The organism is Adhaeribacter aerolatus (genome assembly GCF_007991635.1).
Lineage (GTDB): Bacteria > Bacteroidota > Bacteroidia > Cytophagales > Hymenobacteraceae > Adhaeribacter > Adhaeribacter aerolatus.
Genome location: NZ_BJYS01000004.1, coordinates 78,021 through 103,892, shown reverse-complemented (window position 1 = coordinate 103,892; position 25,872 = coordinate 78,021). Strand labels below are relative to the sequence as shown.

Sequence of the window (25,872 nt, the reverse complement as noted above, 5' to 3'; positions counted from 1 at the left end):
AAGTTAATTTAAATATTAATATTTTATATATTCCGCTGCAGTATTTTATACCTGACTTTCACAAAGTTGTTGTTTTAATCTTTAAATCCACCTTCCTAACCATCCAAAGAGAGGCTTTTTGATAAATTTGCGAAAGTGACATTAAATATTTCTGAAAGATTAAAAATAGACTTCCTTTATTTTAAACGAGAATTTTAATTTTAAAAGTTCATTGGGCAGCGGCTCTTCCGAACTATTTTTTACAGCTTACCTTGCGTATGATGCCTTATCCCGGTAAAAAAACACTGGTTCTTTTATTTTTGCTCGCTTTTACCCTAAAATTTCTAACGGCCATTTTTCTGCGCTACCTGTTAAGTTGCGAATCGATTGGTTACCACCTGGATGAACTGGTAGTAAGGGGGCACGATTATATCTCGTATCATGCCGCCATGGAAAATTACATCCAGACCGGCAAGTATTATTTTTTTAATGGGAAAGAAAATGTGTATGCCAGCCGCCTGCCCCATTTTAGCTTGTTATACTTGTTTTTCCGGCAATTCTTAAATATCGCCCTGGCCGATTTTATGGTAATGGTGGTACAGCTTGGGCTGGAATGTGTGGCCATCCTGGTTTTGTCGTGGCTGGCCTTACGGCTTACCGGTAACTGGTTCGCTTTTTACCTGACTTTTGCCTTGTGTATCATCAGTTTACCCCTTACTTATTACAGCATCATTGTATTACCCGACAGTCTTTCAGTTAGCCTCTTAATTGTATTTGTTTTTAGCTTTCATAGTTATTTAAAACGCCCATCCGGTTGGCTATTGCTGTTATCCGGTCTTCTTTTAGGCTTGGTGGTGGTGTTAAAACCCTATTTTAGTTTATTGTACCTGGGCGTAGGCTTGTTTTTTCTGCGGGAAACCAGGCAGGTATTTTCGGGCCTGGGCTTGGTAAGGGTAGGCACCAAAACGGTTGTTTTCTCGTTGCCTTTGCTGGTAATGTTACTGCCGTGGGTTATTCGCAATTACCAGATTTACCAGCGGTTTATTCCTTTTCAGGTAGATATGGTGGCCGGCTATGATTACACAAAAGCCGATTTGGCCTGCCGGCAGTACCTGCAGACGTTTGGGGAGGATTTGCTTTACTGGGAGGTAGAGAGTGCGGGCTATTATTTTAGAAACTGCCGGGATAACTGCACCTACGAATTTCCGGATTATATATTTACCCCCAACAACACCAATGCCCGAATGGAGGCCGTACGAGCGGATTATCAAAAATTACAGCAAAATTTCGACACCGAACTGGACCAGCAGGTAGCGGCGGCATTTAATAGTTTAACTCTAAATTTCGCCCGGGAAAGGCCATTTCGTTTTTATATTGGGTCGCGTTTGGCTTCCCTGCAGAACTTTCTGTTGCAGGCGGCCCCTGGTTACCTGCCTATAAATAAAAATGCCGGTTGTTTCCGGCCTTACCACCTGGTTATATATTACGGGCAGGTAGTGCTGTATTGGAGTACCCTCCTGATTGGTTTTACCGGTTTATGGCTGCTCGGCAGAAAAGATGTGCATCATATAATCCTGATAGCGATACCTGTTTATCTTCTGCTTTTATTACCCCTTGCCCTGCAGTTTATTGAAGGCCGGTACTTCCTGCACAGTTATCCTTTTTTGTTAGTAGGGTTGGTTTATATAATAGAACGCATACGCCGGAGGTTTGTAGCTGTTAAAATTTAATAGGAATTTCGCAAAGTTATTAAAAAGTCCCTCTTTGGAGGGGGCTACCATTAGGACACATGTTGTGTAAAAAACTGGTTTTCAATTAGTTATAAAATATTGAAATATTTTGTAAAATGTTGATAATAAGCAGTTTATAAAACAAGTGTCCTAATGGTAGCTTTGGAGGGGGTAGGGGGAGGAAAGATTAAAACAACAACTTTGCAAAAGTCCTGTTTAACTTCGTTATCTCTGCACGGCTACTTTTATTTTGTTTATAACTAAATCCTGGTCGGCCCGGCAGAGTTCATAATAGAGCGGTAATCTTAACAAGGTTTCGGAATACTTATCTGAAAAAGGCAATGTTCGGCCATCATGGTACGGAGCATAAAACGGGCTTTGGTGCAGCGGCAAATAATGAAATACGGCCAGAATATCCGCAGCTTTCAGGGCGGCAATAATTTTATCTCGTTGGTCGGAGTTATGGCAAATCAGGTAAAAAATCTGGGCATTGTTCGTAGCAAAGTCTGGTATAACGGGCAGCCGGAAGTAGCCAGCCGCTTGTAAAGGGCTAAGGTGTTGGTAATAATATTCCCAAATTTCTTTTCGCCGGTTCTGAATATTATTTAATTCCTGGAGCTGAGCCCAGAGAAACGCCGCCGTAATTTCGGAAGGCAGAAAAGAGGAGCCTACATCAACCCAGCCGTATTTATCTACTTCGCCACGGAAATAAGCCGAGCGGTTAGTCCCTTTTTCCCAGATTATTTCAGCCCGTTGGATAAAGTTTTCGTCGTTAATGGCCAGTAAGCCGCCTTCGCCCGAAATAATATTTTTGGTTTCGTGGAAGCTGAAAGCTGCCAAATGACCGATGCTGCCGAGTGGTTTTCTAATTCTATCTGCTCCGGTATAATAACTGTCGATGGCTTGGGCGGCATCTTCTACTACAAACAAGTTATATTTTCGGGCTAGCGCCATTATTTTATCCATATCGCAGGCCACGCCGGCGTAATGCACCGGCACGATAACTTTGGTCCGGTCTGTAATCAGCACTTCTATTTTGTCGGCGTCCAGGTTCGGGTGTTGTGTTTGGCTGTCGGCGAAAACAATTTTAGCGCCCCGCAACACAAAAGCATTCGCCGTGGACACAAACGTATAGGAAGGCATAATTACTTCGTCGCCGGGGCCAATATTTAAAAGCAGGGCAGCCATTTCGAGGGCATCGGTACCGGAGGAAGTAAGCAAAGCTTTTTTGAAGCCGTACTTTTCTTCGAAAAAACGCTGGCATTTTTTGGTAAATTGGCCATCGCCCGAAATTTTACCGGAGGCAACAGCCTGTTGGATGTATTCGAGTTCCCGGCCTACCATATAAGGTTTGTTAAATGGAATCATGTGGGCTAAAGCCAGAGGTGATAAATAAATAATTGGTGGTGCAGGCTTAAACCAGCGCTTTGGTATAAGCTATTTGCCGGCTCGTTAATGCCTTGCGTTCCGACCCGGATGGCACCACAACCCAACGTCGATGCTCGATGGCAGGCCATTTGCAATAATTTTCTACCGTAGCCTTGCCGCTGAAACGCGGGTAATACCGCTAAAAGGCCAATAAATGCTCCGGAGTTATCTTTTCCCAAGGTAATCATGCCGGTAATGGCACCCGCCGAAGTGGTGCTTACCCAAACTTCGGCGGCCATTTCGCCGGTAACCGATTTATTTATCCAGGTGGTATATAGTTTTTCGTATTCCTGGTGCTTAAAATAAGGATCGCGGGCGAAACGGGAATATTTGCCGCTTTCCAACGCTAGTCGGATTAACTCCGGGCTTGCTTCGGGCTTGGTATAACGGACGGTACTTTCGGCCGGGAAATCATCAGCAGTATTGGTTGCCAAGTCTTTCCGGAAAGTTATTTTGTTATCCAGCACGCCAATTTTAAATGGATGGTTCGGCGCGTCAAAAATTGAGATTTTTGTTTCTGATTTCAGGTAAATTAATTTATAGCCGGCCGATTGGGCATTCTTCAGGGCCTTTAATAATTCCGGTTCACGGCCGGTATAATTTAGCTCTCCTACCGGGTAGCCAAAAAAACTGCTGTCCCAGGCCAATTTATTTACCTCAGGCTGGTTCATCGGTTTTCTCCGCAATTATATAAATGGGCCGGGCTTTTACGCCTTCAAAAGTTTTGCCCACGTACAGGCCAATCACTCCCAGGATGCTGATAATCAGGCCAGATAAAAACCAGATAGACACGATAAGGCTGGTATAACCCATTACTGAAATATAACCTAAGAAGTACCGGACCACTGTAAACAGGGCAAACACCAGCGAGAAAAATGAAATAAATAAACCGGCTTTTATAGTCAGGCGGATAGGTTTATCGGAATAGGCTAGGCTAATATCGAGGGCCAGGTTAAAGAGGCGCTTAAAATTATAATTGCTTGGTCCGTGCAACCGGCCGGCGTGCGCTACCGCCACAGTGGTAGCTTTAAATCCAACCCATTGCACCATACTCGGAAAATACCTAACGCTTTCGCGTAGGGAACTAATGGCTCTAATGACCTGGTAATGATAAAGACCAAAGTTAGCTATGGTGCCGTCTTGTTTAATACCGGTTAAATAGCTTAAAATTTTATAGAAAAATAAAGAAAATAGCTTTTTTAAAAACTGATCCTGTCGGTTTTGCCGCCGGGCCTGTACTACCTGGTAACCTTCCTGGGCTTTAGAAAAAAGCTTCGGAATTTCTTCGGGCTGGTCTTGTAAATCGCAGTCCATTACCACTACCCATTCGCCGCGGCAAGCATCCAGGCCGGCTGTAATGGCATAATGCTGCCCGAAATTGCGGCTGAGCTTAATGCCTTTTATTCGCCCGTCTAATCGGGATTCTTTTACAATTGCTTCCCAGGAGCAGTCGCGGCTGCCATCTTCTACGAGTATAATTTCGTAGTCGTCGGATATGGTGGGCAGTGCGGCTTTTAACCGATACACTAACTGGCTCACCATTTTTTCGGCCTGGTATACCGGACTTATCACGGAAAGAAAAGGTGTTTTACTCATTAATAAACAACCGATATTAAGCAATAAAATATTTCTACTTGGTTTAGGAACTCAATTCTGTCATTCAGGAGGAAACTTGTTAGCAGGTCACGAACAAGTTTCCTCCTGAATGACAGAATTGAGCTCAAGGCTGCTGAAATTAGATATCTTTAATTCTCTGCGTAACATAGAGAATAATAAAGTGCAAAATTAGTATTGCGACGCCGCTTTGGAGATAGATTCATTTATTCTTCGGAACAAATAAGAGCCAAAATTAAGAAATATATTACATAGCCTCTAACCAACTTCTAGCCCTTGGGGTATATACCCGAAGTTTAGGAAGTTTTGTTCAGGCTAAGTTATTATCAAACATGAAAAAGGATTTAAACAAAGGTACTTTACAACCTAGTAATTATCGTCTTTATTTACTTCCCTTATCTTTGGCTCTGATTTTCTTAATCAGGATGAATAATTATAAATGAAATTATGAAACTACTCGAAAAATTATGCCGGGTACATGCGCCTTCGGGCAACGAAACCGCAATGACGGCTTTTCTGCTAAACTATATCCGGGAGAACCAGCATACCTGGAAAGTTACGCCCGAGGTAATAACAGGCCGTGAATTTCAGGATTGCATTTTGCTCGTTTTCGGCCAGCCGCGTACCGTTATTTTTGCTCACCTGGATTCCATCGGGTTTATGGTACGCTACGGAAAGCAATTGATTAAAATTGGTGGACCAGATACCGAAACGGGCTACCAGTTAGTGGGGCGCGATGACCAAGGCGAGATTGAATGCACCCTGGAAGTATCGGAAGAAAACGGCCGACTGAGTTACGCCTACCACCGGGAGATTGAGCGGGGCACGGAGCTGGTTTTTAAGTGCGATTTCCGGGAAACAGAAGAAACGGTGCAATCTTGCTACCTAGATAACCGCTTGGGGGTGTGGAATGCTTTGCGGGTAGCGGAAACTTTAGAAAACGGTATCATTGCTTTTAGCTGCTGGGAGGAGCACGGCGGCGGCTCGGTGGCTTATCTGGCCAAATTTATTTACGAAAAATACGGCGTAAACCAGGCACTTATTTCCGACATTACCTGGGTTACCGACGGCGTATTTCCCGGACAGGGACCTGTCATTTCGTTGCGCGACAGCCTGATTCCGCGGCGTAGTTTTGTGATGAAGCTCATCGATATTGCCAAAAAAGCTGGTATTCCTTTTCAACTGGAAGTGGAAAGTGCAGGTGGCAGCGATGCCAAGGAATTACAGCACAGCAGCATTCCGTGGGATTGGTGTTTTGTAGGAGCACCCGAAGATAATGTGCATTCACCGGACGAAATCGTGCATAAAAAAGACATTGAAAATATGGTAGCCTTATACCGGGTGTTGATGAAAGAACTTTAAAAATTCTGTTCAAATATTGCAGATTAGGTTTTGCTGCTCGTTCAAACTTTAATAAAAGAGATTTATTTATGCGGGTTAAGGTATTTAAAAGCTTTTTTGCGGTTACCAGGGCTATTGTTTTTAAGATTTTAATTTGTATGTTACGCCCATTATAGGTTAAAAACGTCCACTATAAAATTTTAAATCCAAAATCATAAAAAGCTTTAAATGGAAAACATTATTTACGCAATTCCTGCTTTCGGAATCGTTGCTTTGCTGTACACCGCCGTGAAGTCTGCCTGGGTAACCAAGCAAGATGCCGGGAGTGAAAAAATGTCAACAATTGCCCGTTATATTGCCGAGGGCGCCATGGCTTTTCTCAAAGCCGAATATAAAGTACTTGCTTATTTTGCGGTTATCGCCTGTTTGTTTTTAGGGTACCTGGGTACTGTAGGCGAAAATTCCCATCCCCTTATTGTTGTTGCTTTTCTAATTGGCGCAATATTTTCAGCTCTGGCCGGTTTTATTGGCATGCGCATCGCTACCAAAGCCAACGTGCGCACGGCCCAAGCGGCCAAAACCAGCTTGTCTAAAGCCCTGGATGTTTCTTTTGGTGGTGGCTCCGTAATGGGTATGGGCGTAGCCGGTTTAGCGGTGTTGGGTTTAGGCAGCTTGTTTATCATTTTTAAAGCCATTTTTGTGGGCGATACCTACAATGCCGAGGATATGGAAATTGCCCTGGAGGTATTAACCGGGTTCTCGTTAGGCGCCGAAAGTATTGCCTTGTTTGCCCGGGTAGGCGGTGGTATTTACACCAAAGCAGCCGATGTAGGCGCCGACCTGGTTGGTAAAGTAGAAGCCGGTATCCCGGAAGATGACCCCCGCAACCCTGCCACCATTGCCGATAACGTAGGCGATAACGTAGGCGACGTGGCCGGTATGGGCGCCGACTTGTTTGGTTCTTACGTAGCTACCATTCTGGCTACCATGGTATTGGGCCGGGAGATTACAGCGCAGGATAATTTTGGCGGCATTTCACCAATATTATTGCCCATGGTAATTGCGGGTATGGGTATTATTTTCTCCATGATTGGTACTTTGTTTGTGCGGGTAAAAGAAGGCGGCGACGTGCAGGCGGCTTTAAACCTGGGCAACTGGTCGTCGGTAGTATTAACCGCTATTGCTTCTTATTTCCTGGTTAACTGGATGCTGCCCGAAACCTTGAGTTTACGTGGCTTCGACTTTACCCGCATGGGTGTTTTCTGGGCAATTATCATCGGGTTAATTGTAGGTACCCTCATGAGTATTATTACCGAATATTATACCGCTATGGGCCGGCGGCCGGTTAACAGCATTGTGCGCCAAAGCAGCACCGGTCACGCTACTACCGTAATTGGCGGGTTAGCCGTGGGTATGGAATCGACGGTGATGCCGATTATTGTGCTGGCTGCCGGTATCATATTTTCTTACGAAGTAGCTGGCTTGTACGGCGTGGCCATTGCGGCGGCCGGTATGATGGCAACCACAGCCATGCAATTAGCTATTGATGCCTTCGGGCCGATTGCCGACAACGCTGGTGGTATTGCCGAAATGAGCGAATTGCCCAAAGAAGTGCGCGAACGGACCGATATTCTGGATGCTGTAGGTAATACCACGGCTGCTACTGGTAAAGGTTTTGCCATTGCTTCAGCGGCGCTTACTTCCCTGGCTTTATTTGCGGCTTTTATGGGTACGGCTAATATTACGGTAATTGATATCAGCAATGCCCGGGTGTTGGCTGGGCTTTTTGTGGGTGGCATGATTCCGTTTATTTTCTCGGCATTGGCTATTTCGGCGGTAGGCCGGGCAGCTATGGCCATGGTAGAAGAAGTGCGCCGGCAGTTTCGCGAAATACCGGGTATTATGGAAGGTACCGGCAAGCCGGAATACGATAAATGCGTAGCTATCTCTACACGCGCCGCTATCCGCGAAATGATGCTGCCGGGCGCTATTGCCTTGATTGTACCAATTATTGTGGGTTATACCATGGGTCCGGAAGTACTAGGTGGCGTTTTAGCTGGCGTTACGGTTTCGGGTGTTTTGATGGCCATGTTCCAATCTAATGCCGGTGGTGCCTGGGACAATGCAAAAAAATCTTTTGAAAAAGGGGTGATGATTAACGGCAAAATGGAATATAAAGGCTCCGATGCGCACAAGGCTTCGGTAACCGGCGATACCGTGGGGGATCCATTTAAAGATACATCGGGCCCCTCTATGAATATTCTGATTAAATTAATGTCGATTGTGTCTTTGGTTATTGCGCCTCACATTGCGGTAACCGATACAGCCGGTACTACGCAGGCTCCAACCGCTCCGGTAAATACCATAAAGGTGGAACAAGTATCGGTGCAGCCAACCGCTTTAACGGCCACCACCGAAGTCGTTACCGTTCAGGCGGCACATTAATGAATCATCAATTCAAAAGAGAGCCCTTCCGGAACCGGAGGGGCTTTTCTTTTTTATCCTTTTTTCGGCCGCAATGGCGTGGGTTGTTTTTAATTGCAAGTTTTAAGGTATAACTTTCCGTCTTTAACGTACAGCTATGGCCCCCAAACGCATTACGCTCCACGACAAATCTTTCGCCATAAATATTCCGGAAAATAAAATTCTGGAGGCCATCCAGCAAGTGGCAACCCAGATTAACGCGGATTATAAAGATAAGAAGCCGCTTTTTCTGGCTATTCTGAATGGGGCTTTTATGTTCGCCTCCGATCTGATGAAGGAAACCACCATTGATTGCGAAATTTCTTTTCTGCGGGTATCATCTTACCAGGATATGCATAGTACCGGACAAGTAAGTGAAGTAATAGGTCTGAAAGAAGAAATAAAAGATCGGCATATTATTATTCTGGAAGATATTGTGGATACCGGCCATACGGTTTATGCCTTGCTGCAAAACCTGACCGCCCGCCAGCCGACTTCCATCGAAATTGCTGCTTTACTCCTGAAGCCCGATTGTGTGCAGCATCCGTTGCAGGTAAAATATATTGGTATGGCCATTCCGAACGATTTTGTAGTGGGTTACGGATTAGATTATAATGGCCTGGGTCGTAACCTGCGCGATATTTATAAAGTTGTGTAGCCCGATATATTTTCGAAAATTTTAAAACTTATGCCTAAGTGATAGTAAAATATATCGATAAGTCTTACTTTTACTGTTTATTTATTAAACTATATGCTAAATATTGTATTGTTCGGCCCTCCGGGAGCAGGTAAAGGCACCCAAAGCCAGAAATTAATAGATACTTACAACTTAATTCACTTGTCTACCGGCGATTTGTTACGGTCGCAGATTGCGGCTGGTACAGAACTAGGCTTACGGGCTAAAACCCTGATGGATCAGGGCTTGTTAGTACCCGACGAAGTGGTAATCGGGATGATTGACAGCAAATTAAAAGAAAATAAAGAAGCGGCTGGTTTCATTTTTGATGGCTTTCCGCGTACGGTACCCCAGGCCGAGGGGCTGGACCAGTTAATGACCGAAAATGATACCGCTATTACCTGCATGATTGCCCTGGAGGTAAGCGAAGAAGAACTCACCAAGCGGTTGCTGCTCCGCGGCCAGACTTCGGGCCGGCCCGATGACCAGGACGAAAGTTTGGTGCGGAAGCGGGTGCAGGAGTATAATACTAAAACAGCGCCGGTTGCCGGTTTTTACGCCCAGCAAGGCAAATACCACGCGGTTAACGGCATCGGCGAAATAGAAGAAATATTTAACCAGACGTGTGCCATTATCGATAGCTACCTTACGCAACCCAAAACTGTATAAGTTATAGCCAGCCAAGTTTTTAAGGCTGGTTTTTATTTTTAACCCAAAATAGGAAAAAGAGTAAAAGATAAACATTTTAGCTCTTTTCTATTTTTCAGCGCAAGATGGCTTCATCCAACTTTATTGATTACGTAAAAATTTGCTGCCGCTCCGGTCACGGCGGCCCCGGCTCTTCGCATTTACACCGCGACAAGAAAAACGCCAAGGGCGGTCCGGATGGCGGCGACGGCGGACGCGGCGGCCACATTATTCTCAAAGGCAACAAACAACTCTGGACCCTGCTGCACCTGCAATACCAGAAGCACGTGATTGCCAAACCCGGCGAATCGGGCGGGGCAAGCCATTCTACCGGGGCTGATGGCGATGATGTAGTGCTGGAAGTGCCGATTGGGACCATTGCCCGCCATGCCGAAACCGGCGAAAAAATGGCCGAAATAGTAGAAGACGGACAAATAGAAATATTAACCCCCGGCGGTCGCGGCGGCCTGGGCAATGCTCACTTTAAATCATCTACGAACCAAACGCCCCGTTATTCGCAACCCGGCGAGCCCGGCCAGGAAGAATGGGTAATTCTGGAATTAAAATTGCTGGCCGATGTCGGCTTGGTTGGTTTCCCGAATGCCGGTAAATCTACGTTGTTGTCGGTGGTGTCGGCGGCCAAACCCAAAATAGCCAATTATCCATTTACCACCTTGGTACCCAATCTGGGCGTGGTTCCTTACCGCGATTACAAATCGTTTGTAATGGCCGATATTCCGGGTATAATCGAGGGGGCTTCGGAGGGAAAGGGTTTAGGTATCCGGTTTCTGAAGCACATCGAGCGCAACTCTATCTTGTTGTTTATGATTTCGGTAGAAAGTCCGGATATTGCGGAGGAGTACCGGGTATTATTAAATGAACTGGAAACCTTTAATCCGGAACTACTGGATAAGCAACGTTTGTTAGCCATCACGAAAACGGACCTGATAGATGATGAACTGGAGAAAGAAATGCGCAAAACTTTACCCAAAGATTTGCCTACGGTTTTTATTTCCAGCATCACCCAAAAAAATATTGTCCAGCTAAAAGACTTAATCTGGCAAACTTTAAATGCAGAATAAATTTAATGTGCTAATTAGTTAATGTGCTGATGTGATAATTTGGTAATGTAATAATTCGACAATGTGCAAATTTGAGAGTTTTCTAATTTAGTTAATTTTCAAATCTTCGCATTTATAAATTACCACATTAAACCATTAGCACATCAGCACATTAAACCATTAACACATTAAAAAATGTCAGTTTGTCACGAAAAGAGGTTTGGCAAACAAATTGATTAGTAAGATTGGCAAGTATAACCGAGAATAAGATAAGCTATGTCAGCAGATAAAAATAATTTACCAGAAGAAGAACAGCAGGGAAATAACGCATCGTCAACCGAAACCTCAACCGTGGAAGAGCATAGTTTACCTGACCACGGCGAAGCGGCTACCGATCCGGTGGCGAAGCTGGAAGAGGAGTTGAGCGATATGAAAGATAAATACCTGCGCCTTTATTCCGAGTTTGATAATTATAAGCGCCGTACTTCTAAAGAGCGCCTCGATATGCTTAAAACCGCTAACCAGGAAATGGTAGTGGCTTTACTTCCCGTTATCGACGATTTTGACCGGGCTCGGCAATCTATGGAGCAAGCGCAGGATGTGGCCGCTGTAAAAGAGGGAGTAGATTTAATTTATAATAAATTATTTAGCATACTGCAGCAAAAAGGGCTGAAGCCGATGGAAGCCGTTGGGTCAGCGTTTGATGCGGATGTACACGAAGCTATTACCCAAATTCCGGCTCCCGACGAAAGCCAAAAGGGTAAAGTGATTGATGAAGTAGAAAAAGGATATTATTTGCACGACAAAGTTATCCGGTTTGCAAAAGTTGTAATTGGAGCGTAGGTCATGGCAAAAAGAGATTATTACGAGGTATTAGGGGTTGAGAAAGGTGCCGGCGCCGATGAAATTAAAAAAGCTTACCGGAAAATAGCCATCAAGTTTCACCCGGATAAAAACCCCGACGACCCGACGGCTGAAGATAAATTTAAAGAAGCGGCCGAGGCCTACGAAGTGCTGAGTGATCAGGACAAGCGTGCCCGTTACGACCGTTTTGGTCATCAGGGCGTAAACGGTGGCGGCTTTGGCGGCGGCGGCATGAACATGGAGGATATTTTCTCGCAGTTCGGCGATATTTTCGGTGGCGGCCAGGGCAGTCCGTTTGGCGATTTCTTTGGTGGTGGTGGCCGTTCCGGTGGCCGGCGGGTACGCAAAGGTTCTAACCTGCGCATTAAGCTGAAACTAAACCTGGAAGAAGTAGCCAACGGGGTAGAGAAAAAAATTAAGGTGAAGCGCTACGTGGCTTGTAATGTTTGTAGCGGCAACGGTTCTAAAAACGGAGCGGCGCTGCAAACCTGTACTACTTGCCAGGGCTCCGGCCAGGTTCGCAAAGTAGTAAATACCATGCTGGGCCAAATGGTTTCTACAAGTACTTGCCCTACCTGCGACGGCGAAGGCCAGAAAGTAAGCCAAAAATGTGAAGCTTGTCACGGCGAAGGTCGCGAACTGAAAGAAGAAGTAATTTCGATTAACGTGCCGGCCGGCGTAGCCGATGGCATGCAACTATCGATGAGTGGCAAAGGCAACGTACCCGAAAGAGGCGGTGTAGCCGGCGATTTGCTGATTCAGATAGAAGAGGAGCCGCATCCATTCTTAAAACGCGATGGCAACAACGTCGTTTTTGACCAATATATCAGCTTCGTGGATGCCGCTTTAGGGGCTAACATAGAAGTACCGACTATTGAGGGCAAGGTTAAAATTAAGATTGACCCGGGTACCCAGGGTGGTAAAATATTGCGCTTACGCGGTAAAGGTGTTAAAGATATTAACGGCTACGGCAAAGGCGACCAGTTGATTCATATCAACGTCTGGACGCCGAAGCACGTGAGCAACGAAGAACGGGCCATGCTGGAGAAACTTCGTACTTCCGATAATTTTACACCGCACCCGGGCAAGCACGAAAAAGGCTTCTTCGAGAAAATGAAAGAATATTTTGCTTAAGCTTCTTTAGTATTACAGAATTAAAGAAGTTAAGCAGAAAAAAAGAAAGCCACCGGTAATATTTACCGGTGGCTTTTGTTTTTCAGAATATTCCGAAGTCTAATAATTTCCTGTTTTAAAACCATTCGGGTTTATTCTTGCAGTTGCTAACTTATCCTGTAATTTTGATTCTTTTAACGAGATAAGCCTTGAGTATTCTTAAAGTAGTAGGTGTGTCGAAGCAATATGCTAACCACCAGGCCCTGCAGGACATTAGTTTCGAAATTCCCGCCCAAAGTATTTTTGGACTACTGGGTCCTAACGGTGCCGGTAAAACTTCGCTCATTCGCATTATTACCCAGATTACGGGTGCTGATACCGGCGAAATATTTTTTAAAGGAGAGCCCTTGCGGCCCGATCATATTAAAAATATGGGCTACTTACCCGAGGAACGCGGCCTGTATAAAAAAATGAAAGTGGGCGAGCAGCTATTATACCTTTCGCAACTAAAAGGGATAAACAAAGCCGAAGCCACCGCTAAAATAAAAAGCTGGGCAACTAAGTTTGATATTGGTTCCTGGATGAATAAAAACGTGGAGGACCTCTCGAAAGGGATGCAGCAGAAAGTGCAGTTTATTGCCACCGTGCTCCACCAACCCGAATTAATTATTTTGGATGAGCCTTTTTCGGGTTTCGATCCTATTAATGCCAATATTGTAAAAGACGAAATTCTGGAACTCCGCGAAAAAGGCAGCACCATTATTTTTTCGACACACCGCATGGAATCGGTGGAAGAACTTTGCGATAATATTGCTTTAATCAACCGGTCGCGGAAAGTGCTGGACGGCTCCGTAAAAAATATTAAAGATGTGTACAAAACGGCTACTTACCTGGTAGAAGGCAAAGGTCGTTTATTGATTTTATCACCAGATTTTGAAGTAGTGGAGCAATCGGAAAACCACGGTTTTTTCCGGGCCACTATCCGGTTAAAAAATAACACCAACCCCAACGACTTGCTGCGTTACTTAATTGCCCACGTAGAGGTGCACAGTTTCCGGGAAAAAATACCGAGCATCAACGATATTTTTATTCAGAAGGTAAATGAAACCTTGCAGCCGGAGGGAACACGGCTGGTTTAAGTAAGCCAAGGCGGTTGCGGTAAGAATGCTCCTTAATCTTAATTTGTAAAGTATTTTGCATGAAGAAATATCTCTTTGCTTTGGATTTAAAAGATGATCCGGCTCTGATTGCCGAATACGAATATTGGCATAAAAGCGAAAATGCCTGGCCCGAAAACCTGCAGCATATCCGGGAAAGTGGCATAACCAGCATGGAAATATTCCGGACAGGTAACCGTTTGTTTATGATTATGGAAACGGATGATGCGTTTTCGTTTGAGCGGAAAAGCGAGATGGATGCAGCAAATGCCAAGGTGCAGGAGTGGGAGAAATTTATGGACACCTTTCAGCAACCTTTACCCTGGGCCAAAGCTGGCGAGAAATGGGTATTGATGAACAAAATATTTACTTTATAGGATTCTGAAAGAAGTTGTTGCTTCCTGTTTCAGATTATATCAGAATTTGCAGCTATAACGCCATGGGTGGTGTTATCACCGCCCATTATTAAAGCTTTGACTTAAGACTGGGAAAACACACCACAAGAGCAGCGGCTTAGACCAATTTATATAATGTTAAACAGTTTCGAAAGCTAAACGCTCTTAAACCAAACCCGTTAGCCGGTTAAATTTTTTACCCAGAATCGCGTCGGCATCTGAAGCTAGCCAATTATCCAGAATAGTGGCGTAAACGCTCCGAAAATCCAGTTGATGCCGCAAATCGCCTTCGTCGAGGGTAGCTAGATCCGGGGCTTCGTTCAGGATGCCTGCTCTTTTTAAGCCGCCGCCCAGCAAAAACAAGTTATTGGCCGTACCATGGTCGGTGCCGTTGCTGGCATTTTGTTTTACCCGGCGACCAAACTCCGAAAATACCAGAATAAGTGTATTATTAAATTCGTTTTTACTTTTCAGGTCCTGCACAAAAGCGTATAAGCCTTCCGATAGCTCGCCCAGCAAGCGGCCTTGCTGCCCAACCTGGTTGGCGTGGGTATCAAAACCTGGCAGCGACACATAGAATACCCGGGTATCGGCACCGGAGCAAATTAACTCGGCGGCGGTTTTCAGATTCCGCGAAAAACGCGAATCCGGATAACTGGTTTTCGATTGGTATATTTTAGCTTTCTGGTACAGATAATCGGCCGAAGCAGTCGTTTCGATGACAGTTTTATACAGGTAGTCCAGCTCGCTGTTTGTACTGCCGGGCTGGGGTAAATGCTGGTAAAGCGGGTCCGAAGCGGTTTGGTATAATTTTTTGGCATTCTCCAGGGCCAATCCTTTTTTAGAGCGCCCTTTCATGGCCAGGCTCAGGGTATCATCTACCTCAATGCCGTTAAAAGAAGTAGCGCAGGCGGCACAATTAGAATCGAGGTAACGGCCTAGCCAACCCGTAGACAGGTATTCGGTGGCGTCGCTGCCCGTATGCCAGATATCCATCGACCGGAAATGGGACCTATCGGGGTTCGGATAACCTACGCTGTTGAATATTCCTACTTGCCCTTCGTCGAATAATTTTTTTAATCCTTCCATAACCGGATTAAAGGCCAAATCTTTTTCCAGCGATAATAACTTGGTAGAAGGCAAGGCTATGCCGGGCCGGGCGCGGTAATATATATCGTTTTGGTAAGGCACTACGGTATTCAGGCCGTCGTTGCCACCGCCCAGTTGTACCACCACCAGCCGTCGGCCATTGGCATCTGCTATTCGGGCCAATCTATCGGGGTGATTTATTGCCTGTAGAAAATTTGGTACAAAAAGTAAACTGGAGGCCAGGAGCGAGGATTTAATAAATTCGCGGCGGGATTTAGATTGCATCTTACTCAGGTTTATTACCTATTTATCTAACAAAGTTGGTATTCGGGTAAAGAGCTAAGCCGCAAGGCCAGCGCATTCAGGCGATTCTCGGGGGTAAATTCATCGGTGTCGTTTTGCAGCATGGTAGTTAACTGGGCGTTTAGCGGTACCTGCAACAGAAAAGCAGCTGTTTGGGCCACGATTGCCCGGGGCGGCACTTTGGCCAGTAATTCCCGGAAAGGCTGCAAATTCACATTAACCCGTAGGCGCCGGTTAAAAGTCCGTTCCTGCTGCGATAATTGCGGCAACATATCAATATCATCGTCTTTCAAAGAAATATTTAAGCTGGCGCCGGCAAAAATGGTTTGGGGCAATTTCATGCGAAACATCAACGAGGAAGAGTCTATCCAGTTGCGCCCGCCGGGCCAACCGCCAACATTGGGCGGATACAACAACACCTGGCCGAGTGCCCGCTGCACCACCAGTAAACCCGGCGCATCCTGGAACTGAATGGCAAAAGCCCGCTGCAAACCCGTAAGTAATTCTACCGGCGATTTAATGCGCGTTCCTATATTAGCCGGGGCGTAGAACCAATCGGTGCTAAATATTTTCTGCAGCAGGGCTTGTATATCGTAATCTGTAGCGTAAAACTGCTCTGATAGTTGTTGGATAACGGCGGCATCGGGGGTATCATTTACAAAAAAGCGATAAATTTTAGTTGTCAGGAATTTGGCGGTCTGGGGTTGGTCTAAAATTATCCGGAGAATATCTTCGCCCGTAAAATTGCCGATTTTACCCAGAAAGGTTTTAGTCCCGGCATCGTGTTGCCGTTCCCGGAAAACGAACATACCTTCGGCATCGTAGCCCCAACCCGTAAAAGCCCGGGCCGCATTTTTAATATCTTCTTCGGAATAATGGCCGCGGCCCAAAGTAAATAATTCCAGCAATTCGCGGGCAAAGTTTTCGTTGGGTTGCAGTTTCCGGTTTTGTTGGTTGTTCAGGAATTGCAGCATGGCCGGGTCTTTCGCAACGGCCATTAATAAATCGCTGAATTTACCTAAAGCATGCTGGCGCAGCAGGTTAACCTGGTTTAAAGCGAATTCGGGCCTTTGGGTACGACAGGCAAAATGACCATGCCAGAAAAAAGCCATTTTCTCGCGGAGCTGGGCCGGGCTGGTAGCCATGGTTTGGAGCCAGGTGGTATTAATTTTAGCCAGCTCCCGGCGGGCTTGCTGCATTTGCCGGCGCCGCTCCTCGGGGCTCAACTGCCCTTTGGGTAGGCGCGAAAAATCAGTTATTGTTAGGGGCAAAGGAGCGTAGCTGACTGATTGGCTAAATACGCCTTTTACGGCTTTGTTTAAATTGCCGGGAGCCTGCTGCATTTGTGCCGGACTAGGTCCGAAACCAGTTCGCCAGTATAAGTGCTGCAATTGTCTTTGGTAGGTATCGGCTTTCATAGTAGTGTGTCTCCTTTTGATAACCGAAAGCAGCTAAAGTTTAATGGCAGGTATAATAAATATTACGCATTAGCTATTTATTTAAAGTTGCTATGCCTGGTATTTATTACCTGGTTTAATGGAGAATATTTAATTAAAGCAATCCGCAATTCCGGCCAAACGTGTGCAAAAGGCCATTGGGTGATTGATTAGGACAATATATTATACCAAATCTCTTGCACGATCTTCCTAAACAGAACGATGGTTATACCGGTTGCAAAAACCTCACAGATCTTTAAGACCTGTGAGGTTTTTATCTATGGCAGCTAGTTTATGCGATTTGGTATAGTGCTGAAGTTATATCAGAAATGCACTCCGTAAATATTTTTGCGGTTAAAAATGAGTAGCGGCAGGGGAGACTGATTAAATTAATCACCAGCGGGACGGCGGCTATTGCAATTGGTGGATATCAATGTTTTGGCGATACTGATAAAAGGGTTTGTAATGCCTGAATTTTCTACAGCCAGTTGGTCGCAATAGCTTAACTGGAATCTTCAATCTAGTGCTACGGTAGTAGAAAGAACCAAACCCTGAATATTTTGGGTGAGCTGGCGCATCCGGTAGATACGTTCAACGGCGCTGTCGGTGCGTTGGTCGGGCGGACAGATGAAGTTGGCTTCGTAAGGAACTACGTGGTAACCTAAACGGTGAGCCAGGCCAAAAACGTAAGGCCGCCAACCCCAGCCAATATCTTCCTGCACCCGGTTCAGGTAGGGCGCTAGTTGGTGGTTCATTAGAAAAGGGCCGTAGGTGTAGTCTACCGCAGGGCCCATTATTTCGGCGCAGCACGCGTTGATCGTGGTTTCGGTGTTTTGCTGGAAGGTTGGGAAAGTGGCGAAGCCTGCCGCCGAACGGGAAGCTAGTACGACTCCGGTAGATTCAGCTAGTGGGGCGGCAGAGAGAAAGTTGGGTAAAAAGTCCCGGAAGAATAGCTGTTTATCCGGTTCAGTGTAAAGTATAAAAGATGCTTCGGTTGCAGCGGCAGCTAATACACTGGTGCGTGCCTGCGCCCAAACGCCTTTGCCCCTTGGGTTTAATATAGTAAAATGGGGGAAGCTACGCAGAAAATCCAGGAAGCTGCTCTGGGAACCGCCGTCGGTAATAAAAACCAGAATATTTAACCCGGCCAGTTGGGTTAAGGATGCCCGCAATAAATTTTCTTCCTGCGCATCGCGTGCCCAGGAAATAGTGGCAATGGCCAAGTTATTTCTATCCATGTTGAGGTAAATAGGCATGAAAAAGTAAGTCAATTTCGCGGCTGTTAGCCGGAACCCGAATGTCTTATTTTCTTTCTACGCCAGCCCGCTTGTCGTTAATAAATACCGGGTGAATCATGTTCTGGAAAGAATAAATCTCGTCCCATTTGGCTTGCGTGAGCAGTTGCCGCTCCTGTACCACTAGTTGGTGAATGGATTTGCCGGTGGCCAGGGCTTCTTTGGCAATAGAAGCCGTAGTTTCGTAGCCCAAAATGGGGTTGAGGGCGGTTACAATTCCAATGCTGCGCATAACCATATCGCGGCAGCCTTCCACGTTGGCTTTAATACCCTCCACACAACGGGTGCGCAGGGTAGTAACGGCATTGGTCAGGTAGTTGATAGAAGTAAATAAGCTGAAGGCAATAACCGGTTCCATTACGTTTAGCTGCAATTGGCCGGCTTCGGCGGCCATCGTTATTGTTACATCGGCCCCCATGACGTAAAAAGCCGTTTGGTTTACCACTTCCGGAATTACCGGGTTTACTTTACCCGGCATAATAGAAGAGCCGGGTTGCATGGGCGGCAAGAAAATTTCGTTAAAGCCGGCGCGGGGACCCGACGAGAGCAGGCGCAGATCGTTGCAGATTTTAGAAAGCTTGACGGCACTGCGTTTCAACGCCCCCGATACCTGCACAAAGATACCGGTATCCGAAGTAGCTTCTATTAAGTCACCGGCCAGCGTAAAGGACAAACCGGTCAGTTCGGCCAGATACTTGGTGCAAAGCTCGGGGTAACCTTCGGGGGCATTAATGCGGGTGCCAATGGCCGTGCCACCCATGTTGCACTCCAGCAGCATGGCCTGGGCTTGCTTCAGTTGCCGAAATTCATCGCCCAGCGTAGTGGCAAAACCCTGAAATTCCTGGCCCAGCGTCATGGGAACAGCATCCTGCAATTGGGTGCGGCCCATTTTTATAACTTCCTTAAATTCTAGGCCTTTTTTGGCGAAAGCATTCTGCAGGGCCGTCAAGGTTTCCAGGTAAAAATCCAGCTTCCGGTGCAAGGCCAGCATAATGGCCGTGGGGTATACGTCGTTTGTCGATTGCGAAAAATTAACGTGATTATTGGGGTGCAAAAATTCGTATTGGCCTTTTTGGTGCCCCAGGTATTCTAGGCCAATATTGGCAATTACTTCGTTTGCATTCATGTTAACCGAAGTGCCGGCGCCGCCCTGAATTAAATCGGTTAAAAACTGATCCCGGTATTCGCCGGCAATTAATTTATCGCAGGCAAAAATAATGGCTTCGGCCAGTTTGGGTTCCAACACGCCGCAGTCACGGTTGGCCAAAGCGGCCGCTTTTTTAACGTAGCCCAACGCTTTAATAAACAAGGGCTCGGTGGTGTTGGTAATGCCGGTAATATTAAAATTTTCTAAGGCCCGCATGGTTTGTACGCCATAATAAGCCGTATTGGGAATTTCTTTGGTACCCAGGAAATCGTGTTCTACTCTAAAGGAATTTTCCATCCGGAAGATATTTATATATTCTGTTTTTAGAATGAATCTGTAGACTAAAGTACCCGCTTTAACCAAACTTTGTTTTGGTATGAGTAAAAATTGTTACGGAACTACCAGGGAAACCACCGTTGGAGCGGCACTGAAAAGATTTATAATTTAGCGGTTCATCGAAAAAACCGTATCGATGTGATGCTGCTGCAAAAATGTTAAAAATTGCTGCTGCAGGGCTTTGCGGGTTTGTTCCTGTTCTTTCCGGTCGCTCAGCCGTACTTTGTACTTATCTTTTTCCCGGAAAAGCTGGAGGTGCTGTTTTTTTCCGAAGCGTGGCGTACTCACCGAATCGGCTTGTATGCGGGCAATGCGGCGCTTGTTGTTACCAAATAGTACACTCAGCACATTTACATCCATGTTTAATTTAGCCGGGCCGCCCATGGTATAAGTGCCACTCAGTTCAAAAGCCGTCAGGTTGCTGTTTAGTTTTAAGCCTGGCGTTATAAACTGATAATCCCGCATCAAAAAATTGGTGGTGGCATCTTCAAAATATAAGTGGCTGGTACGCTCTTTCCGCAGAAAACGGAGCGCATTCTGAATGGGCGCTACCTCTATTAGCTCCATGTTCCGGAAACTGGCTTTGGCATAGGCAATGGTTCCGGCAAAGCTCGGCGAAAACGTATTATTCAGTTGCGTGTAAACCATCAGGTTACAATCGGCCGTGCCTTTTATGCTCTGGCTGCTCAATACATCCAGCTTCATCGATTCGGCAAAGGCGAAAACCTGTTGCAGATTAATATTATTTACCTGGGAGCGCAGCCGCAACGGAAAACCACCTGCTCCACCGTCGAGACGCATTTCGCCGCGGGCGCTGATTTTTCCGCCGAAGGCTTCTAAGTTTAAATGGGCCAGCCGGGCCCGGTTTTTATTCAGGTTAGCTTCCAGAAACAAGTTGGTGCCTTTTAAATAAAGGTATTCCAGGTGCCGCGCGCGTACCTGCAGGTTTAACCAATATTTTTTCTCCCGGAGGGTATTCAGGTTTTCCTGGTTCCGTTTGGTTTGTGCTTCGGTGGCAGTTTCGCTTTTGGGCTGGTTTTGCTCGTTTAAGGACGCTAAATCCTGCATAAAAGCCTGCAAATTTAATTTATCATATTGCAGCTTTACACTCAGGTAAGGTAAGGTTATACCCCCTGTCACTAGGTTAAACCCACCGTTAGCCGAAGCCTGGCCCCCCCCCGTAGTGGTGAAGTGCATTTGGGTTAATTTTACTTTTTGGTTACGCTGATTTACCTGTACCGATAGGTCTTTGATTTTTTCGCCGCCGGGTAAACTTACGTTGCCTACCCGCAGATTTACCTGCGTTTGGGTATTTTCCCAGGGGTTTTCGCGGTACCGGCCCGAATATTTATTTAACCGCTGTTTTTGCACAAGGTGGTAAATGGGCGTTTCTGGTTTTTTACCGCCTGCAACCGGAACGGAAATATTTTGGGGTGAGCTAATGGCCGACGAAGGAGCAGTAAGTAAACTGGCCGGCCGGGCAGGTAAAACCGCGGCAGCGTTTGGGCTATTCTGGTAAGCCAGTAAACTACTGTTCAGCCAGTGGGTATCCAGGTGCTCGGCGTAAATATCGGCGCTGGCCTTAATAAAACCGGGCTCGTTAAACAGGTAAGAAAAGTAATTTTGAATGGAAGCCTGCATTTTAAAAGGCCGGCCGCCGAGCGTACCGCTTAAATTTTGCAGCCGCAGAATTTTGCCGGCAAACTCCAGGCGACTATTTACTGCGCGGCAGTTTACTTTTAAGCCCAGCGGCCTAAACCCGGCTCCCTGCATCTGCAACGTTCCGTTCCCGAGCCAGTCAGAACTGGTGTGTTGTATGGTGTCCGGAATATTGCCGCTGAAATTTAAGTTGCCCGAAACAACGCCTCCCGAAATATGGGTAAAAGGCAAATTTATAAAACCTGCCACATCGGTTAAAGCTATTTTTCCCTGCCCCTCTACTTTAAAGGTAGGTTTGGTAAAATCTGATACCTGTAGTTGTAATTTAATCTCTCCCTGGTCGGTGCGGGCCGATAAACCCGATATAGTAAACTCGCTGGTTTGCAGAGAATGACCTGGGCCGTTATTCATTTCGCCGGTTAGCTGCACCTCCCGGATATATTTTTTACTAGCCGGTAAATAAAATTCGCCGTTTTTTAAACGAAAGGCGATGCTGTTACCGGGGCGTTGCAGGGGGCCACTGTCGCCGTTTATCCGCAGTAAAAAGTGTAACTGGCTTTTGGTTTTAAATCTTTCCAGAAAGGGCTGCGTCTGCGGCGGTAATAATTGCCGGAATAAATAAACCAGCGGCTGGTAACCTGCTACGGTAAAATCTAGTTTGGCACCGGGCCCGGTTGCAAGTTTGGTATGCGTTCCTTTAATCGATATTTTATTGTTGTTTACCAGCGCGTAGGTATTATAAAAAGTGCCGGTTTTCTGCTTTAAAGCGTAAGTGTAATGCACATTGCCCGTAAAAGTCTGGTTCCGGAAAAGGCTTATCTTATTGTTTTTTATTTCCTTAATTCTTCCGTTTAAATCGCCAGCCAGGGTTAATTGCTGATTGCGTAAGCGGGCCGAAAGATTAGCTTGGGTTATATCTAAGGCAAAGGAGCTGTTCTTATACTGGTTCTGACTAATAATGCGGGCTTGCGAGATATTTACCCGGGGAATAACAAAGGGGAATTTGCTGCCGGTTGTATCGGCGTTTGCTGTTTGTTTAAACCGTAAACCAACTTTATGGCCGCTGCTATCGACGCGTTGGTAAAATAAAACCTCCTCAAGTTCTACCTGACTTATTTTAAGCCGGTTCAATCGCAACTGACCCAAGGGTACGGTTACGGCGGCCCGCTTCACCCAAAATACCTGCACCGGGGTAACGCTGCTGGTATCGAGGAGCGAAATATTTTGAAAAGAAAAAGTTACGTTTGGAAAATGCCGCCACACCGATATTCTGGTTTCGAAAGGCTGCAAAACCATGTCCGACTGCTGGGTAAACTGCTGTCGGAAATAAGCGGCGGCATGTTTCTGGTAAACCCGCGACATTACCTCCAGCCCGATCAGGCTTAAGCCTATCAGCACCAGTATGCCAATAAATATTCTTTTAAAAAATTTAGAAAGGTGCATCTGACAAAGAGTGCGGCTAATTAAGTAGCAGGCCGCTATTTAAACGCTCTTACCTGAATAACTAATATAATTAAATAAAGTTGGAAGCTTTTACCTTTTCTTTTTACAAAAGGTAAATTATAAATTATTCCTTCTTGCAGGAAGGTAAAGCCAAGCTGTAATTTAGAGGGTAATTCCGGAGGTGGGAAAAAAATAAAAATATTTTAGTTAAATACCAAAAGGGTGTAACCATCCGGAAGAATTGCCGTAAAAGATATATGTAAGCTAAGACAAAAGTTTTATAGACGATTGTTTAAGTAGACTAAGGAAAGCCAGACTTGAAACGCCTGGCTTTTTTTATGCGCGAGAAGTAAGGTTTTACAAAAAAAACATTATCGGCCACCCGGCGGGCAATGCTGTTTTAAATAATTTGTAAACAAGGTAGCTAAGTGTTTAGCGGTGCCTTCGCCTTCTGATATACTGTGCGTCCGGTTTGGATAGGGCATTACCTGAAACTGCTTGTTATATTTTATCAGCTCATTAACCAACAGTTCGGCATTGTTGTAGTGCACATTATCGTCGCCGGTGCCATGGATGTAGAGCAGGTTTCCGCGCAGGTTTTTGGCGTGCGTAATGGGCGAGCCTTTTACAAAATCTTCTAAATTTTCCTGGGGCAGACCCATGTAGCGTTCCTGGTAAATATTATCGTAAGTGAGCTGGTTACCCACGGCAGCTATGGAAATACCGGTTTTGTAGATTTGCGGATACTGGAAAAGGAGGTTGAGCGTAGCCGAGCCGCCGCCGCTCCAACCCCAAACGGCTACCCGCGACGAATCAGTATAAGGCAGTTTTAATATTTCGCGGGCCGCGAAGGCCTGGTCTTTAATATTAACTACGCCAATTTTGCGGTAAACACTTTTCCGCCAGGCGCGGCCTTTGGGTACGGGCGTACCTCGGTTATCAACCGATACATACAGGTAACCATCCTGGGCCATATTGCCCTGATACAAATGATTATTGCCGGTGCCGTAGCTGTCTTTCACGGTTTGGCCCCAGGGCTCGGTATACACATAAACCACCACCGGGTATTTTTTGGATTGGTCGAAATTTTCTGGTTTTACCATCCAGGCATCCATTTCTACGCCTTCGTTGGTTTTAACTTTAAAAAACTCCAGGTTGGGCTTGGCTTTACTTCCTTCGGTTATTGCTTGTGCCACGGCACTGGTTTTATCCAGTGGATTATGGTCTGGCAGCGATACCCATTCGCTAATGGGCCGGGTGTAGTAGTTCGAGAATTTATGTTGGGCAAATTGGGCATTGGGCGAAAATTCGTAATCGTGCGTGCCGGGTTGCGAAGCCGGTGAGACGCGCTCTAATTTGCCTTTGCCATCCAAACGGGTGCGGTACAGGTAGGCTTGCGTGGCATTTTCGGGAGAAGCGATAAAATAAAGGAGATTGCCCGGTTCATCTATTTTTATAATTTCCATAACATCGTAGTTGCCGCGGGTTACCAGCGTTTCCTTTTTGCCGTTGCGGCTTACGCGGTATAAGTGACGCCAGCCGTCTTTTTCGCTGGCCCACAAAAATTCGCGGCCGCTGTTCAGCCAGTCCCAGCCGCCATTGGCGTACTTCTGGTCCCAGGAAGGTAAAATATCTATCCAGGCGGCATCTTTTTCCTGATAAATCTGGTTAACACGGCCGCTGCTGGCCTGACCAATATATAAGCGGCTTTCGTTTTGCTTGCGGTTCAGTTGCTGTAAAATAATTTCGTCGGAATTGGCGGCCCACTCCAGGCGGGGGACATAATGTTGCCGGGGATCGCCGGGAATTTGCAGCCAATTAATTTTAGATGTAGTTACCTCTATTACGCCAATTTTATAAGGCGAAGGGGCTTCGCCGGCTACCGGGTACTCCACGGGTTGCACCACTGGGTAAATAGAATCGGTGTGATTAATCATCAGGTAATCTTTTACCTGCGTGGCATCAATTTGCCAGAAAGCTATTTTTTTGCTATCGGGGCTCCACCGGATACCATTGCGACAGAAAAATTCTTCTTCGTAAACCCAATCAAAGGTACCGTTAATCAGTTTGCGGGTGCCATCGGTGGTAAGTTGTTTAGTGGTTTGGTTGGTTAAGTCATCTACAAAAATATTATGCTGGCTCACGTAAGCCACCTGGTTGCCATCCGGCGAAAATTGCGCAAACATTAAGGAAGCGGATGGCTGTTTTGGGCCAACCTGTTGCAGGGTTTGGGAGGCCAGGTTATAAACCCAGTAATCGCCCCGGGTATCGAGCCGCCATACTTTTTGGGTATTGGTATAAATTAATATTTTTTGCTCATCTTTTGATAAAGAGAAGCTGCGGATACGAAGTGGTTGGGATTGGCCGGTCGGAATTAATTTTTCTTTGGCCAACAACAATTGTTTTTCCCGCGAGGGCAACGTAAATTTTACAATATTGCCGGCTTCCTGCTGGGCAAAAGCATTGCCGGCTTTTAACCAGTATAAAGTGCCACTGTTTTGGCCCCTCACCATAAAAGCCTGAAAGCATAGCTGAAGCAGGAGTACGCCAATCAGTAAAGGTTTTAATCTCATAGAGTAGATTAGGTTAAATGTTTTAGCTTTTTGGATAGTAACTGAGAAAGGTAGCAGGTTTTCTGGAAAATATAGAAACTGGT

General features: G+C 45.9%; 19 protein-coding genes. 10 read left to right on the top strand and 9 right to left on the bottom strand.

All coding sequences use genetic code 11. From position 1 onward, the window contains the following. Window positions 1-257: 257 nt before the first annotated feature. A complete protein-coding gene (locus tag AAE02nite_RS04365) occupies window positions 258-1,709 on the top strand; it encodes a hypothetical protein (protein WP_146895274.1) in 1,452 nt (483 codons plus the stop codon). 225 nt (window positions 1,710-1,934) lie between these two features. Here the strand turns inward: AAE02nite_RS04365 and rffA are convergent, their stop codons facing one another. The 3 genes from rffA to AAE02nite_RS04350 are packed head-to-tail and all read right to left on the bottom strand — an operon-like array spanning window position 1,935 to window position 4,733. Then, window positions 1,935-3,077 carry a dTDP-4-amino-4,6-dideoxygalactose transaminase gene (rffA, locus tag AAE02nite_RS04360; RefSeq protein ID WP_146895272.1) on the bottom strand — a complete coding sequence of 381 codons (1,143 nt, stop codon included), beginning with the start codon at window positions 3,075-3,077 and terminating at the stop codon, window positions 1,935-1,937. A gap of 5 nt (window positions 3,078-3,082) precedes the next feature. Next, window positions 3,083-3,808, bottom strand: coding sequence for a GNAT family N-acetyltransferase (locus tag AAE02nite_RS04355; protein WP_146895270.1), 726 nt, complete (start codon window positions 3,806-3,808; stop codon window positions 3,083-3,085). Continuing rightward, window positions 3,795-4,733, bottom strand: coding sequence for a glycosyltransferase family 2 protein (locus AAE02nite_RS04350; protein ID WP_146895267.1), 939 nt, complete (start codon window positions 4,731-4,733; stop codon window positions 3,795-3,797). Before AAE02nite_RS04350 ends, AAE02nite_RS04355 begins: the two co-directional genes overlap by 14 nt. Window positions 4,734-5,198: 465 nt before the next feature. On the opposite strand from AAE02nite_RS04350, the gene AAE02nite_RS04345 reads away from it, so the two are divergent. The 9 genes from AAE02nite_RS04345 (at window position 5,199) to AAE02nite_RS04305 (ending at window position 14,490) form a co-directional block, all read left to right on the top strand. Continuing rightward, window positions 5,199-6,113, top strand: a complete 915-nt coding sequence (locus AAE02nite_RS04345; protein ID WP_146895265.1) for a M20/M25/M40 family metallo-hydrolase — start codon at window positions 5,199-5,201, stop codon at window positions 6,111-6,113. Between the two features lie 207 nt (window positions 6,114-6,320). Then, window positions 6,321-8,537 carry a sodium-translocating pyrophosphatase gene (locus AAE02nite_RS04340; protein WP_146895262.1) on the top strand — a complete coding sequence of 739 codons (2,217 nt, stop codon included), beginning with the start codon at window positions 6,321-6,323 and terminating at the stop codon, window positions 8,535-8,537. Between the two features lie 136 nt (window positions 8,538-8,673). After that, window positions 8,674-9,213, top strand: a complete 540-nt coding sequence (hpt, locus tag AAE02nite_RS04335; protein WP_146895260.1) for a hypoxanthine phosphoribosyltransferase — start codon at window positions 8,674-8,676, stop codon at window positions 9,211-9,213. A gap of 93 nt (window positions 9,214-9,306) precedes the next feature. Next, window positions 9,307-9,900 (top strand): adenylate kinase, encoded by a 594-nt coding sequence (locus AAE02nite_RS04330; RefSeq protein WP_146895258.1) that lies wholly within the window; start codon window positions 9,307-9,309, stop codon window positions 9,898-9,900. 104 nt (window positions 9,901-10,004) lie between these two features. Beyond that, complete coding sequence (gene obgE / locus AAE02nite_RS04325; RefSeq protein WP_146895255.1) at window positions 10,005-11,000, top strand: GTPase ObgE; 996 nt, start codon at window positions 10,005-10,007, stop codon at window positions 10,998-11,000. A 255-nt stretch (window positions 11,001-11,255) separates the two neighbouring features. Further along, complete coding sequence (grpE, locus tag AAE02nite_RS04320) at window positions 11,256-11,822, top strand: nucleotide exchange factor GrpE (protein WP_146895252.1); 567 nt, start codon at window positions 11,256-11,258, stop codon at window positions 11,820-11,822. Window positions 11,823-11,825: 3 nt separating this feature from the next. Further along, window positions 11,826-12,977 carry a molecular chaperone DnaJ gene (gene dnaJ, locus AAE02nite_RS04315; RefSeq protein WP_146895250.1) on the top strand — a complete coding sequence of 384 codons (1,152 nt, stop codon included), beginning with the start codon at window positions 11,826-11,828 and terminating at the stop codon, window positions 12,975-12,977. A 188-nt stretch (window positions 12,978-13,165) separates the two neighbouring features. Further along, the gene (locus AAE02nite_RS04310; protein ID WP_146895248.1) at window positions 13,166-14,095 is read left to right on the top strand and encodes an ABC transporter ATP-binding protein; all 930 of its coding nucleotides are present in this window, start codon (window positions 13,166-13,168) and stop codon (window positions 14,093-14,095) included. Window positions 14,096-14,154: 59 nt separating this feature from the next. Then, complete coding sequence (locus AAE02nite_RS04305) at window positions 14,155-14,490, top strand: L-rhamnose mutarotase (protein ID WP_146895246.1); 336 nt, start codon at window positions 14,155-14,157, stop codon at window positions 14,488-14,490. A 183-nt stretch (window positions 14,491-14,673) separates the two neighbouring features. Here AAE02nite_RS04305 and AAE02nite_RS04300 read toward each other — a convergent pair whose 3' ends face one another. The 6 genes from AAE02nite_RS04300 to AAE02nite_RS04275 form a co-directional block, all read right to left on the bottom strand. Continuing rightward, on the bottom strand, window positions 14,674-15,882 hold the full coding sequence (locus AAE02nite_RS04300; protein WP_146895244.1) for a DUF1501 domain-containing protein: 1,209 nt from the start codon (window positions 15,880-15,882) through the stop codon (window positions 14,674-14,676). Window positions 15,883-15,908: 26 nt separating this feature from the next. Then, window positions 15,909-17,318, bottom strand: a complete 1,410-nt coding sequence (locus tag AAE02nite_RS04295; protein ID WP_146895242.1) for a DUF1800 domain-containing protein — start codon at window positions 17,316-17,318, stop codon at window positions 15,909-15,911. 533 nt (window positions 17,319-17,851) lie between these two features. Continuing rightward, window positions 17,852-18,574, bottom strand: coding sequence for a hypothetical protein (locus tag AAE02nite_RS04290; protein WP_146895240.1), 723 nt, complete (start codon window positions 18,572-18,574; stop codon window positions 17,852-17,854). Window positions 18,575-18,638: 64 nt separating this feature from the next. Next, a complete protein-coding gene (gene aspA, locus AAE02nite_RS04285) occupies window positions 18,639-20,075 on the bottom strand; it encodes an aspartate ammonia-lyase (protein ID WP_146895238.1) in 1,437 nt (478 codons plus the stop codon). A gap of 147 nt (window positions 20,076-20,222) precedes the next feature. Next, complete coding sequence (locus AAE02nite_RS04280) at window positions 20,223-23,216, bottom strand: AsmA family protein (protein ID WP_146895236.1); 2,994 nt, start codon at window positions 23,214-23,216, stop codon at window positions 20,223-20,225. Window positions 23,217-23,587: 371 nt separating this feature from the next. Then, window positions 23,588-25,789, bottom strand: a complete 2,202-nt coding sequence (locus AAE02nite_RS04275; RefSeq protein ID WP_146895234.1) for a S9 family peptidase — start codon at window positions 25,787-25,789, stop codon at window positions 23,588-23,590. Window positions 25,790-25,872 lie beyond the last annotated feature (83 nt).